Here is a 12,808-nt window from a genome sequence, read left to right as displayed (position 1 = left end):
GCCACATCTCCCGCCATGCTTGCGATCATCCTGGCAGGAGTCTTGCTGACGGGTGGGTGCGGACAACCAGGGACGAACCAATTGCCACAGGAGGTTCTGGTCCCGTTGGAGGCCGTACAGAATCACTTCCCGGAGATCGCCACCCAGAACCCGCCGAGTGAGAACACCAATGCCGCCGGCATCCCCGATGCGACGCGAATGGCGATCTACGAAGGGGACGACGGCAAAAAGGTGACTGTTTCAGTCGATCGATATCCCGGCCCCGACTCGGCCTCGACCGCATTCGAGGAGGCGATCGACAAAAGCGAGGCCGTCCAAGGTTTCGCCGCGCTGCCTCCGCCGATCGACGTCGGTGACAGAGCATTCGCCGGCACCGTGAGTCAGGGAGATGACACACACATCGGATACGGCGCGCTCGCAGGCGAATACGTCATCGGAGTGACCTCGGCCGGCTATCCGGCTACCACCGAGAACACCGCAAAACTGATCGATCTCACCCGCGAGGCGGTCGGGAAAGCAGGAACGGCATAGGGGGCCGCTCGAGCGAAGCCTGTGGGCAGGCCCGGCAGGTCGTCGAGCCGAAGGACCGGAGCACGGCGCCGTCAGCGGGAGTCCGGTCTGGGGATTTGGATGCCGGCGGCGCGGAGTCTGGTCTCGAAAAGCGCCGTCGCCCGCATCGTGGCCGGTATCTGCTCTTCGCCGTGGTGGGCAATGAGCCTGTAACGAGTCGCAGTGTCGCTGCGAGCTTGCAGAGCGGTCACGACTTTCAGGTGTGCGGGGTTGGCGAGGTAATGGTCGGCTAGGGCGGTGGCGAGCTCGTCGACGCGGGGGTCGTCGGGTTCCCAGGCCACGGCCTCGGCGGCACGCTTGATCAAGGCGACGTACTGGGCGTCGTCGAGGGCGTGCTCAAGGTAGGTGAGGTAGTCGTCGAAGCCTTCCGGGACCAGGGCCTTGGCCAGCACCCAACCCTGCCTGGCGTTCGCGACCTCGTCCACAGGGAAGCCGAGGTCGGCCATCCGCTGAAGCAACGCCACGGCGCGGTCGCCCAGTAGCGCACGGTCGCCGTCGGCGAGCCGTTGCAACGTGTCTCGTCGCGCGATCAGCTCCTCGATCCGTTCGGTGAGCTGTCGCTCTACGCCGGCGAGCGCGGCGGCGTAGAGCGTGGCGTCGGCGTCCACCAGGGGCGGGATCTGGCCAGCGGCACCCCGGCAGCGGCGAGCGTCCGGACCTGCACCAACCGCAACAACTCGGCCGATCCGTATCTCCGGTACCCGGAGCTGTCACGTTCGGGCTCCTTCACCAGGCCGAGCTTGTGGTAGTGCCTCACCGTCTTGACTGTGACACCGCCGAATGCTGCCGCCTGCCCGATCGTGACTCCGTTCCTCATCTGCTCAGCCTGCCTTAGATGGTTCATTCAGTCGGCTGCGCCGGATCGGCCTGTCCACCGCAGAAGACGGCGTTGAGGAGCCCTTGCTGAGCGGTCTGGAACGCTGCCGCGATGGACAGGTCGGCGTCGTCCACACAGTTCAGCGCTGCGGTCAGGGTCTGGCTGCCGTCGGGTGTGCTGTACATCAGTGCTGCGTGGCCCACGGCGGCGCCATTGTGTGAGATGACGGTGCCGCCGCCGTCGGTAGACACCACGAACACCCCCAGGCCGTAGTCCATGTTCGGAATGCCCGTCGGGTGCGGAGTGCACATCTCGGTGAGCAACGGGGCGGGCAGGAGCTTGCCGCTCATCAGCGCGGAGATGAAGGTGTGCAGGTCCTTGGTGGTCGAGATCATGTCACCACCCGTGGAGATCCAGGACGGGTTCTGGCGGGTGATGTCGACCGTCTTCTGCTCGCCGGCCTCCTCGTACCGGTAGTAGGCGTGGGCGTGGGGCTCGGGGATCTCCGGCGAGGCGTCCGGCACCGCGGTGCCCGACAACCCGAGCGGGTCCAGGATCAGCCGCTGCATCTCCTCGGCGAGCGCGCGGCCGGTGACCTTCTCGATCAGCAGCCGGGCGAGCACGTAGTTGGTGTTGGAGTAGCTCCAGTCCGTCCCCGGCTCGAACCGGGCCGGCTTGGACAACGCCAACTCCACCAGCGCCTGCGGCCGATAGGTCTTCAGCCGGTTATCCATCCACTCGGTGCCCGCGGGGCCGTAGGGCATGGGGCTTCCCAGCACCATCGTCCCGTCGTTGTAGACCTCGCCGGTGAAGTTGAACAATCCGCTGGTGTGCTGCAACAGCATTCGCACCGTGATCCGCGCATCCAGCCCGAACTCTGGCAGGTACTCGGTCACCGGGGTATCCAGCCCGATCTTGCCCTCGGCCACCAGTTGCAGCACCACGGTCGCGGTGAAGGTCTTCGTGTTGCTGCCGATCCGGATGTGCCCGTCTACCGGAGGCTTCGTAGTCCCGCCCAGCTCGGCCGCCCCTGCGCTGCCGACCCATTCGCCCCGCTTATCGTGCACGCGCAGCGACACCCCGACGAAACCGGAATCGACGATGTCTTCGATGGCCTTCTGAAGTTCCGGGCAATCCTGCCCAACAGCGGCCTTCAGCACGGCCCCGCTGTTCGGGACCGAGGCGGCGTCGAGGGCTGCGGCCCGCAGGGTGCACTTGTCCTGGTCGGAGAAGGTGATGGACATGGTGGTTTGCTCCCAATCTGTTCCGTCCGGTCGGCGTCGTGCCGCTGAGACGAGCTTCCACCCTGACCCAAGGTCAACCTCAACCATGATCTAGATCACAGTTGCTTTCGGAGGGACCGGGACCCCTCACCATTCGTCGCGAATGTCCTCAGCGACGCCCAGTCGCTCGCACAGCCGCCGAATCGCGCTGCAGTCCTGCACCATCGGCTTCCGGTCGCCGTCCGCCGTGACGTCCGCGATGATCGTCCCCGCGCCGGTGACCCGTTCCTGGTCCAGGATGGCCCGCCAGGTGGTGAGGTCGCTCGCGGTGAACGCGTCCACCCCCTCGCGCAGACCCTCGAGCAGGGTGTGCCGGTCGTCCGCATCGAGAGTGTCGTACACCAGCGTCACCAGGTCGCCGGTGATGGAGGAGTGGCACTGCTCGTCTCGTCGGTGCAGCGCCACGGTCGCCCGGTTCAACGGCTGCACCGCCTCGTCCCCGGTCATCAGGCCCAGGTAGGCGCTGATCGATGTTTCGGCGACCGTGGTGTAGGCGAGGGTCGTCAGCGCCGCGGCCCGCGGATCGGTGTGCCGGGCCACGGCCGCGTGATGGCGGCGGACAGTCTGGGCGGCGGGCAGCGCGTCCTCGCGCAACGGCCACCCGCGGTGGCGACGCGTCGCGGCGCTCGCGTTGAGGTGCATCAGGGTGTGGTACTCCTCGTCGACCATCGACTGCAGCGCCGCCGCGCGGTGGCCGTCGCCGAGCCCGGTGCCGAACGCGTCGCGGGAGAGCAACTGGAAACCCGGGTTGACCACGAACTGCTCGATGTCCATCACGTTCTTGTTGTAGGCGATCCACCCCCAGGCCCGCAGCCGGTCCTTCTTCGACTCGTCCAGGCAGCGGTAGAGGTCGTGCTCGCGGAACGGGAGCAGCGCCTCGGGGAAGTCGGCCTTGGCCGGATCGAAGAAGTCGTCGAGCTCGGGTTCGACCCTCCGCACCGTGGCTCGGCGCGGCCAGCTCCTGACCAGGCCGCGGATCACCGCGCTCTCGACCGGATTCGACTCTTCGCATTCGGGCAGGGAGGGCGGCGACAGCAGGCCCTCGAACGTCCCGCCGTGTAGCTCGAACGGACCGGTCACGACTCGATCACCTCCGATCGCACCGACACGTCCTCGGATGCCAGGCCGTGAAAGATCTCCGCACACAAATCCCCGTACCGGCGGGCGCGATCGCCGAGGGGTCGACTCGCCGCGGCCACCAGCGCGTCGAAATCGGCCTCGGTGCCGTGCTCGACCACCGACGACAATCGGGTCACCGCCGCCGCCAGCGCATCACGTGCCCTGCCCGCCAACGGATTCCCGGCCTGGACGTCGCGGTACACCGCCGGGTTCCCGAGCCCGATCCGAGCCAACAGCGCCAGCGCCACCGTGTGCGGCGGGGTCGCGCTGGCGGCCAGCTCCTCGTTCGTCACGTCGAGCTCGGTCAGCGCGAGGCCGAAGGCCAGCACCGCCGCGTGCGTGAGCGCCTGCGTCGCCGCCACGATCCGGTCGTGCTGTTCCGGTGCGAGCCGGACGATCTCGGCCCCCCATCCGGACAGGGAGGCGAGGAACCGGTCGACCTGCTGACCCCCGCAATACGTGACCGCGGCCACCGGCCTGCCGGCCATACCCAGGTCGGGTGCGAACATCGGGTTGACCCCGACGGCCGCAGTCCCCGGCGCGGATTCCGTGAGCGCACACGCGAACCGCGTCTTGACCGACAGCGTGTCGACGAGCACCGCGCCGGGGGAGAGAAGTCCGGGGAGAGCCGGGGCGGCGGCCAGCGCGACCGACTCCGGCACGGCCAGCACCACCAGGTCCGCGGAGCGCAGCGCCGCGACGAGCTCCCCGGTCGGGGCCGTCAGGTCCGCGGCCATGGCATCCGGATCGGTGATGGCGTCCGTGCGTGCCGCACAGCGGGGATCGACCACCAGGACCCGGACCCCGTCGCCGCGCAGCAACGCCACCAACATCGCGCCGACCGATCCCGCACCGCCGACGACGGCGGCGGTGCGGAACTGCGACGATGCCCGCGCAGATCCCGTGTCGATCACGGTCCGGCCTGGTCCTGATGGTCGGTGTTCATGGACAGGCAACGTTTCATGGTGACGGCCTTGACCATCGTCTCCTCGTACTCCTCGTCCGGGTCGGACATCGCCATGATCGCGCCACCGGCACCGAACGTCACCTCGTCGGCGGTTGCGACCAGGGTCCGGATCACGATGGAGAAGTCAGCGGTGCCGGTGAGCGAGAAGTACCCGATCGCACCCGAGTAGACCCCGCGCGGGCCGTCCTCGAGCTTGTCGAGGATCTCGAGGGTCCGCACCTTCGGTGCCCCGGTCATCGAACCGCCGGGGAAGGTCGCCCGGATGCAGTCCACCACCGATACACCCGGCCGCAGGGTGCCGCGGATGGTCGAGACCAGTTGGTGCACGGGCGCATAGGTCTCGACGTCGAACAGCTTCGGGACGTGCACCGAGCCCGGCACGCAGACACGCGAAAGGTCGTTGCGGACCAGATCGACGATCATCAGGTTCTCGGCGCGATCCTTCTCGGCCTCACCCAGGTCGCGGCGCAGGGCCTCGTCGGTGTCCGGCGAGAACGACCGCCGCCGGGTGCCCTTGATCGGCTTGGACTCGATCACCCGATCCGCGCCGATCCGCAGAAAGCGCTCGGGCGAGGCGCTCAGGACCGAGATCCCCGAGAACTGCAGGAGCGCGTTGTACGGGGTCGGGCTGATCTCGCGCAGGCACGCATAGCGGTCCAGCGGGTCGATCGGCCCGTCCACGGTCCCGGTGTTGGTGAGGCACACCTCGTAGGACTCGCCGGACCGGATCTCGCTGAGGCACTGCTCGATCAGCGCGAGATAGGCGTCCCGGCTGTGCCGGAACCGTGGCTCGGGGTCGGCATCGAGATGGACCAGCGGGGGCGGCGCCGGCGGTTCGTGGGGGACCACGTCGAACTCCGACAGCGCGGCGGCCGTCTCGGTCAGCCAGCGGGTGCCCGCCGGGTCTCCGGAACCGTCGTCGAGCGCGAGCAGGTAGCAGCAGTCGGCCTCGTGGTCGAGCACCAGGGCTCTGTCCGCGAAGACGACGGCGGCGTCCGGGTTCGACGAGGTGTGGACGAGCTGCCCACAGGTGTCTGCCTTCAGCTCGTAGCCGAGGTACCCGACGTACCCGAGGCAGAAGCCGAACGGGAGGTCGGGGCGGGGGGCCACCGCGCGGGCGCGCAGCTGCTTGTCCATGTAGTCGAAGAAGGTGCTGTGGACCTCCCGCGCGAGCTTTCCCTGCTGGTGCACCCGCACCGTGGTCTCGGTGACGCTGTAGGTGACGTACTCGGCCAGCGGGCCCGAGCAGTCGCCCATGACGGAGAACCGCGAGTCCGGCTCGAGCGCCGCGCTGCCGTCCAGCCAGAAGCTGTTCGGGCCGTGGGCGAACAGCGCCTCGTAGATCTCTTTGGGATCGAATGGCCGGTCGATGCGCATGCTGTCGACGCGATAGCGGGGTTCGGCCAGCGGCAGCGGTATCGGGCGTGCCGTCGCCCGGCGGGAGCGCGCCCGCGGGGTCAGGTCCCGGAAATTGGTCAGCAGCGCGCGACCGTGATCGGTGCAGATGGACTCCGGGTGGAACTGAACGCCCCAGAGCGGCCGCTCCTTGTGGCGCACCGCCATCAAGAGGCCGTCGCGCGTGTGTGCCAGCGCCTCGAGCCGATCGTCGAGATCCTCGACGATCAGGGAGTGGTACCGGACCGCGCGGAAGGGCGAGGGGATTCCCGCGAACAGTCCTTCCCCGGTGTGATGGACCTCGGAGACCCGCCCGTGCATGGGGAACGGCGCGGGCAGGACCTGGCTCCCGAACAGGTGGCACAGCCCCTGGTGCCCGAGACACACTCCGAGAACGGGCAGATCGCCCTCGGTGATCGCGGCGGCGCTGATGCCGAAATCCCGATCCCGGTCCGGCCTTCCCGGCCCCGGCGAGATGACGATGTTGTCGTGGTCGGCCAGGTTCACCGACGCCCAGTCGACATCGTTCGACACCACGGTCGGCGGTACGCCGTTCACCTCGGCCAGCAGACTGTAGAGGTTGTAGGTGAAGGAGTCGTAGTTGTCGATGAGGAGCGTTCGCGTCGGCGTCATGGGCGTCAGCCCCCACGTCCAGACGGCCCGCGCGCCCCCTCGGGCTCGGATCCGTCGGCGTCGATGATCAGGTCCTCGACCCGGCAGGTCTCACGGATCAGCAGCTCGTAGAGCGAACGAAAGAAGTCCGGGGACAGCTCGTGCTCGACCGCATAGGTCTGCGCGCGGTCCTGGACCACCCCGATGCGCTGCGGCTGCATCATCGGTATGGAGTTCCGCCTCTTGAGTCGGGCGATCCGGGTACACACGTCGATACGTGCGCGGACGTCCTCGAGCAGGTGCTGGTCCACGTCGTCGAGCTCGGTTCGCAACACCTCGAGCTCGCGCTGCGCCGCCGAGAATCCGTTTCCGGCCCCGTGGGAACCATTCGACGTGTCCATCCGCCGCCGCCTTAGCAATCTGGGCTGACCTGCACCGACTTCGATCGATGCACACCAGCCGAGGTTCGTCAGCCTCGAGCAGAACTCCGGGTAGAGAATCTTCCAATCTTCTCACGGGGGAATACGCCCAAGCCACCCTTTTCATCGAATCCTCGACCCCCGACGTTACCCAGTTCCTGGTCTGTCCTGCGGCCGATGCGGTCTCTCTTGGGTTGCTCTTGCCGGTCGCCTCAGCTCGACTCGCCAGGACGCAGTTCGGTGGCGGTGAGACCCGCCTCCTCCATCCGGCGGACGAACTCGGCGCCGGGCCCGTAGAAGCGATCGGGGCGCACGGAATCGAACCCCATCGGCCAGAGCGTGCCGAAGTGCACCGGGATCGCGGTGCGGGCACCGACCGCGACCGCCGCGCGGACGGCCGCGGCCGGGTCGAGGTGCCCCGGCCCGAGACTCGGCCCCCACCCGCCGACCGGGACGAGCGCCACATCGCACTCGGGGATCCAGTCCGACATCGATCCGTACAGCGCGGTGTCCCCGGCGAAATACGTACGCCCCTCGCCCTCGATCACGTAGCCGAGCGCCCGCACCCGGTGCGGCCCGCGAGGCCAGCGACGACCGTCGTGTTCGGCAGGGACGGCGCGGACCAGCACCCCGCCGATCCGCACCTCGTCGCCGGGACTCACCTCGATCAACCGATCGCCGAACGCCCGGAGCCCCGACACCTGGCCGACCGCGCCGGTGGGAACGAGGATCGGGACGTCGCCGCCGATCAGCCTCAGCGAGGGCAGATGCGTGTGGTCCGCGTGCAGGTGGGACAGCACGACCGCGTCCGGGAGCAGGGGAGTGTCGAGCGGGTTGGGCCCGCGGCGCCGCCGCAGGTGCGCGACCCGGTCGGTCAGGATCGGGTCGGTGAGGATGGTGGTCCCGCGGTCCGTGATCGAGACGGTGGCGTGCCCGTGCCATCGGGCCCGCGGTGTTCGATCAGACATGGCACCCACGATCCCAGACCAGCCGATCCGCCGCCCGGCGAGTGATCAGCCCACGACGTCCGCACGACGGGCACCCGCAGCATCGGCCCGGACGAATTCCATCGCGTCCTCGACGGATCCGAACTTCAGCATCGCGATGTCGAGGGCGTAGTTCTGGTAGAGCCGCCACGGCTTCTTCGATCCCTGTTTCGGGAACTCGTGGATCGAGCGCTGCACGTACCCGGACGAGAAGTCGATGATCGGCATCGTGGTGATGGACGGATCGACGTTGCGGGGCGTGCACTGCCGGTAACCGTCGGCGGCCATGTGATTGAGCAGCCTGCACACGTACTCGCATGTCAGGTCGCACTTGAGCGTCCACGACGCATTGGTGTAGCCGATGCAGCTGGCAAAATTGGGGACGTCGCTCAGCATCATCCCCTTGTAGCTCAGTGCCTTTGCGGCATCGACGGGGGCGCCGTCCACGCTCAGCTCGACCCCGCCACCGACGATCAGCTTCAGCCCGGTGGCCGTCACGATGATGTCGGCCGCGAGCTCCGTCCCCGACGCGAGGCTGATTCCCCGTTCGGTGAACGTCTCGATCCGATCGGTGACGATGTCCGCCCGGCCGTGCCGGATCGCCCTGAACAGATCGCCGTGCGGCACGAAGCACATGCGCTGATCCCACGGGTCGTAGCGAGGCGTGAAGTGGGCATCGACGTCGAACCCGGCGGGCAGTTGCGCCTGCACCTGCCTGCGGAGCAGTCGCTTGACAACTCCGGGCGCCCGGCGGCTCATCGTGAAGAAGAGCATGAAGCGCAGCACGTTCTTCCAGCGGACGATGCCGTAGGCGAGCTTCGACGGCAGGACCGCGCGCAACCGATTCGCCATCACGTCCTCGTCCGGCACGGACAGGACATAGCTGGGCGAACGCTGCAACATCGTGACGTGGGCGGCGGACTCCGCGATCGCCGGGACCAGCGTCACCGCGGTCGCGCCACTGCCGATCACGACCACGCGTTTGCCCGCCCAATCGATGTCGTCGGGCCAGTGCTGTGGGTGCACGACCCGGCCCGCGAATCGGTCGACCCCCGCGAACTCGGGGGTGTAGCCCTCCCGGTAGTCGTAGTAACCGCTGCACATGAACAAGAAGTTGCACGTGAGGCGCACGACCTCGGCGGTGGGGCCGCGCTGCGCCTCGACCGTCCACCTGGCGTCCGCGCTGGACCACTCCGCGCGGATCACCCGATGGTCGAACCGGATCTTCCGGTCGATTCCCTGTTCCCGCGCGGTGTCGCGGACATAGCTCAGGATCGACGGGCCGTCGGCGATGGACTTCGCGTCCGTCCACGGCCGGAACGAGTACCCGAGGGTGTACATGTCGGAGTCCGATCGAACACCGGGATATCGGAACAGGTCCCAGGTCCCGCCGATCGCGCCGCGCGCCTCGAGGATCGCGTACGTCTTGTCCGGGCATCTCGCCTGCAGGTGATACCCGGCCCCGATCCCGGACAGGCCGGCACCGACTATCAGGACGTCGAAATGGTCGATCGCCATGGCTGCCACCGCCGTCGTGGGGAGTGTTCCACCTCGAACCTAGCACCGCGCCACACTGCATTCCGGCCCGTTGGACACCTACGATCCAGGTGAATGGAGGTGTGCATGCGCACTCTGGGATCGGCGGCCCGAACCGTCACCGAGTTCCTCGTGCTGTGGCTGATATCGGCCGCGGCACTGATGGTGATCGACGCGGTGCTGCCCGGCGTCGAGCTGGCCAGCACCGGCGCGCCGGGCCCCCTCGGATCGGCTCCGAGCGCGCTGGCACTGGCCCTGCTGTTCGGTCTGCTCAGCACGGTGCTCTGGCCGATCCTGCTGAGAGCCATGCTGTGGGTCGGACCGGCGCTGCTCTTCCTGTTCGTCTTCGTCGGCAGCGGTCTGATCATGCTGCTCTCCGTGCGCATCCTGCCGCTCGCCACGGCGGAGAGCGTCACCGACATCATCATCCTCGCGGTGCTGTTGTCGCTGGTGAGCTCGGCGGTGTCCGGTGCCATCGCTTCGCGGCGCGACGACACCTACCGCATGATGCTGGTGCGTCGACAGCGGTTTCGATTGCGCCGCAAGAGGTCACCCGACAGTGGTTCGGATCGTCCGGGACTGCTGTGCATCCAGATCGACGGGCTTGGTCACAAGGTGTTGCAGCGCGCGATGCGATCGGGGGTGGTCCCCACCCTCGCCGCGATGGTCCGCGACGAGTCCCACCGTCTGATGCCATGGCACACCGACTGGAGCAGCCAGACCGGTGCCAGCCAGCTCGGGATCCTGCACGGCAGCAACCACAACGTGCCGGCCTTCCGGTGGTACGACAAGGCCACCAAGAGGATTGCGGTGTTCAGCAATCCGAGCGACAACGCCGAACGCGAGCGTGAACGCGCGTCGATACCCGGACTGCTCGCCGACGGGGGAGCGAGCCGCGGAAACCTGTTCTCCGGCGGCGCCGAGGACAACGTCCTGGTGGTCAGCAGAATGAAGGGCGCCCGGATGGGCGGCGGCGGCACCGGATATGCGGACTACTTCATCGATCCGGCGAGTGCGGTCCGTACCTTCATCCGACTGGTCGCCGAGGTGCTGCGCGAGATCCGCCAGGCCTGGCACCAGCGCAGACGGGACATCCGGCCGCGGGTCCGCCGCGGCGGGATCTACCCGCTGGTGCGGGCCTTCACGACCGTCGTCGAGACCGACGTCGTGGTGGCCGCGGTCATCGGCGACATCATCAAGGGCCGCAACGTGATCTACGTCGACCTCGTCGGCTACGACGAGGTCTCACACCATTCCGGGGTGGAGCGGCCGGAGACCCTCGCGGTGCTGCGCAAGCTCGACGCGGAGATCGGCATGATCGCCGCCGTCGCGGCACAGGCCGACCGCCCGTACAACATCGTCGTCCTCTCCGATCACGGCCAGAGTCAGGGCGAGACGTTCACCGGCCGCTTCGGCGAGACCCTCGAGGCCCTGGTCCTACGCGAGTGCGAGGCGGGTCGGCCGCAACCCCAGCACGGTCGGTGGCTGCACCACGACAAGGATGTCCCGGACCTCGGCGCGCAGGGCCGAGGCGCCGAGGGCCTCGGGTACGCCGCCGCGAGCCTGCGGGCCACGCCGCCGCCGGACCGGGTCACCGCGCCGCCCGAGCGACCGGTGGTGCTCGCGTCGGGGAACGTCGGACTGGTGAGCTTCCCGCTCGCCGCCGGTCGCGCGACGATGCGCTGGATCACCGAGCACCATCCATCCTTGCTGCCCGCCCTCACCACTCATCCCGGGGTGGGGTTCGTCCTCGTGGCCCGCGAGGGCAAGGGATCGATCGTGCTGGGAGCGCACGGCAGCGTGGAAGTCGACACCGGATTCGTCGCGGGCCAGGATCCGTTGGCGGACTTCGGCCCCGGCACCCTCGAGCGGATCCGCAGGACCGACGGCTTCGACAACGTCGCCGACATCATGATCAACGGCCGGTACTGGCCGGACACCGGCGAGATCGCGGCGTTCGAGGAACAGGTCGGCTCGCACGGCGGGCTCGGTGGTCCGCAGACCCGGCCGTTCCTGCTCTATCCCGCGCACCTGCCCGAGCCGCCCGACGAGCTGCACGGCGCGGAGCAGGTACACCGGGTGTTGAGCGGCTGGCGCGACCTCGCGGCGGCCGAGGCGCGCGCCGGCTTCGGCTAGTCCTCGGTCTGACCCGTCGGGCCGCCGTCCATCGATTGGCGGAGCGCGTGCATGACGCTGGCAAGGGCGGGCGAGTCCGCGCCGCCGGTACGCACCACCCCGCACACCGGGATCCGGAGCCTGCTGTTGGCCTCGCGCATGAAGCAGAGCCCGGTTCGGGGCGTCTCGGCCGCCGTGCTCGCGTACAGCACGGTCCACGCCCGCGGGTTGGTGATGACCTCGAGCGTCGCGGCGTGGTCACTGGCGATCGACGGCCCCAGCGAGACGCGGCGCCCGATCTCACGGAAGGCGTCCTCGACCACGGTGTGCAGCAGCACCTGGCTGCTGCGCGGCGGGAGCAGCAGCTGATACGGGGCCAGCTCGCCCAACTCGACCGTCGAGAACGCGGACAGCGGGTGTCGGCGCGAGGTCACGATCACCAGGTCGTCGACGCCGAGCCGCACCGTCTCCAAGCCCGGCCGATCCGCCCGCCCGCGGATCAACGCGATGTCGGCGTCGCCCGAGGCGACCGCGTCGATACGCTCGGTGAAGCTCTTGATGACGAACTCGATGTCCACGTCCGGATGCGACTCGCGCACGCGGGCGATCGCGTCGAGGCTCTGCGCCGCGAAGCTCATGTTCGCGGTGATCCGGATCCGGTTCCTGGGCTCGCGCACGACGGAGTACGCCTTGGTCTCCAGACTCAGCACCTGCTGGGCGATGGGGATCAGGCGGGACCCGGCCGGGGTCAGCCGCACCACCCGCGTCGACCGCTCGAACAATGGGGCGCCGAGCTCCTGCTCGAGCCGGGTGACCTGGTGGCTGACGGCGGATTGCGAGATGAAGCACCGTTTCGCGGCCCGACTGAAGCTCAGCTCCTCGCTGACGGCCAGGAAGTAGCGCAGCTGCCGAAAGTCCATGCTCACATTCTATTCATTAGCAATCCAGATAAGAGAATTCTCGATACCCGGAGCTAGCTGGCGAAACAC

Annotated in this window: 12 protein-coding genes; 2 read left to right on the top strand and 10 right to left on the bottom strand. The window is 68.4% G+C overall.

Features of this window, described 5'->3' with window-relative positions; translation table 11 throughout:
* Nucleotides 1–105 precede the first annotated feature (105 nt).
* Nucleotides 106–531 (top strand): hypothetical protein, encoded by a 426-nt coding sequence (locus ABIC28_RS18030; protein WP_354580145.1) that lies wholly within the window; start codon nt 106–108, stop codon nt 529–531.
* A 71-nt stretch (nt 532–602) separates the two neighbouring features.
* Here ABIC28_RS18030 and ABIC28_RS18025 read toward each other — a convergent pair whose 3' ends face one another.
* From ABIC28_RS18025 to ABIC28_RS17985, 9 genes are all read right to left on the bottom strand, one after another.
* Nucleotides 603–1,178, bottom strand: a complete 576-nt coding sequence (locus tag ABIC28_RS18025) for a MerR family transcriptional regulator (RefSeq protein ID WP_257016943.1) — start codon at nt 1,176–1,178, stop codon at nt 603–605.
* Nucleotides 1,133–1,387: a MerR family transcriptional regulator gene (locus tag ABIC28_RS18020; protein ID WP_257016942.1), complete on the bottom strand. Its 255-nt coding sequence runs from the start codon at nt 1,385–1,387 to the stop codon at nt 1,133–1,135. The genes ABIC28_RS18025 and ABIC28_RS18020 overlap by 46 nt, the downstream gene beginning before the upstream one ends.
* A 23-nt stretch (nt 1,388–1,410) precedes the next feature.
* Nucleotides 1,411–2,631 carry a serine hydrolase domain-containing protein gene (locus ABIC28_RS18015; protein ID WP_097209713.1) on the bottom strand — a complete coding sequence of 407 codons (1,221 nt, stop codon included), beginning with the start codon at nt 2,629–2,631 and terminating at the stop codon, nt 1,411–1,413.
* 126 nt (nt 2,632–2,757) lie between these two features.
* Nucleotides 2,758–3,750, bottom strand: coding sequence for an AurF N-oxygenase family protein (locus tag ABIC28_RS18010; protein ID WP_179800402.1), 993 nt, complete (start codon nt 3,748–3,750; stop codon nt 2,758–2,760).
* Entirely contained in the window at nt 3,747–4,622 is an 876-nt protein-coding gene (locus ABIC28_RS18005; RefSeq protein WP_097209953.1) for a prephenate dehydrogenase/arogenate dehydrogenase family protein, read from the bottom strand. Before ABIC28_RS18005 ends, ABIC28_RS18010 begins: the two co-directional genes overlap by 4 nt.
* Before the next feature lie 77 nt (nt 4,623–4,699).
* Entirely contained in the window at nt 4,700–6,784 is a 2,085-nt protein-coding gene (pabB, locus tag ABIC28_RS18000; RefSeq protein ID WP_269590335.1) for an aminodeoxychorismate synthase component I, read from the bottom strand.
* Between the two features lie 5 nt (nt 6,785–6,789).
* Nucleotides 6,790–7,164, bottom strand: a complete 375-nt coding sequence (locus tag ABIC28_RS17995) for a chorismate mutase family protein (RefSeq protein ID WP_097209711.1) — start codon at nt 7,162–7,164, stop codon at nt 6,790–6,792.
* A gap of 230 nt (nt 7,165–7,394) precedes the next feature.
* Complete coding sequence (locus ABIC28_RS17990) at nt 7,395–8,150, bottom strand: MBL fold metallo-hydrolase (RefSeq protein ID WP_097209710.1); 756 nt, start codon at nt 8,148–8,150, stop codon at nt 7,395–7,397.
* A 45-nt stretch (nt 8,151–8,195) separates the two neighbouring features.
* Nucleotides 8,196–9,686 (bottom strand): flavin-containing monooxygenase, encoded by a 1,491-nt coding sequence (locus ABIC28_RS17985; protein ID WP_097209709.1) that lies wholly within the window; start codon nt 9,684–9,686, stop codon nt 8,196–8,198.
* A 105-nt stretch (nt 9,687–9,791) separates the two neighbouring features.
* On the opposite strand from ABIC28_RS17985, the gene ABIC28_RS17980 reads away from it, so the two are divergent.
* Nucleotides 9,792–11,840 carry a phage holin family protein gene (locus tag ABIC28_RS17980; RefSeq protein ID WP_097209952.1) on the top strand — a complete coding sequence of 683 codons (2,049 nt, stop codon included), beginning with the start codon at nt 9,792–9,794 and terminating at the stop codon, nt 11,838–11,840.
* Here the strand turns inward: ABIC28_RS17980 and ABIC28_RS17975 are convergent.
* Nucleotides 11,837–12,739 (bottom strand): LysR family transcriptional regulator, encoded by a 903-nt coding sequence (locus tag ABIC28_RS17975; RefSeq protein WP_097209708.1) that lies wholly within the window; start codon nt 12,737–12,739, stop codon nt 11,837–11,839. The two genes, ABIC28_RS17980 and ABIC28_RS17975, sit on opposite strands and share 4 nt — an antisense overlap.
* Nucleotides 12,740–12,808 lie beyond the last annotated feature (69 nt).

It is taken from the genome of Rhodococcus sp. PvR044 (genome assembly GCF_040548995.1).
In the GTDB taxonomy this organism is placed as follows: Bacteria; Actinomycetota; Actinomycetes; order Mycobacteriales; family Mycobacteriaceae; genus Rhodococcus_G; species Rhodococcus_G oryzae.
This window is presented reverse-complemented; position numbering and strand designations above follow the sequence as displayed.

Coding starts and splice junctions, on each gene's coding strand:
- ABIC28_RS17995 (WP_097209711.1), bottom strand. CDS start 7,164: ATGGACACGTCGAATGGTTCCCACGGGGCCGGAAACGGATTCTCGGCG.
- ABIC28_RS17975 (WP_097209708.1), bottom strand. CDS start 12,739: ATGGACTTTCGGCAGCTGCGCTACTTCCTGGCCGTCAGCGAGGAGCTG.
- ABIC28_RS18015 (WP_097209713.1), bottom strand. CDS start 2,631: ATGTCCATCACCTTCTCCGACCAGGACAAGTGCACCCTGCGGGCCGCA.
- ABIC28_RS17990 (WP_097209710.1), bottom strand. CDS start 8,150: ATGTCTGATCGAACACCGCGGGCCCGATGGCACGGGCACGCCACCGTC.
- pabB (WP_269590335.1), bottom strand. CDS start 6,784: ATGACGCCGACGCGAACGCTCCTCATCGACAACTACGACTCCTTCACC.
- ABIC28_RS18020 (WP_257016942.1), bottom strand. CDS start 1,387: ATGAGGAACGGAGTCACGATCGGGCAGGCGGCAGCATTCGGCGGTGTC.
- ABIC28_RS18005 (WP_097209953.1), bottom strand. CDS start 4,622: ATGTTGGTGGCGTTGCTGCGCGGCGACGGGGTCCGGGTCCTGGTGGTC.
- ABIC28_RS17980 (WP_097209952.1), top strand. CDS start 9,792: ATGCGCACTCTGGGATCGGCGGCCCGAACCGTCACCGAGTTCCTCGTG.
- ABIC28_RS17985 (WP_097209709.1), bottom strand. CDS start 9,686: ATGGCGATCGACCATTTCGACGTCCTGATAGTCGGTGCCGGCCTGTCC.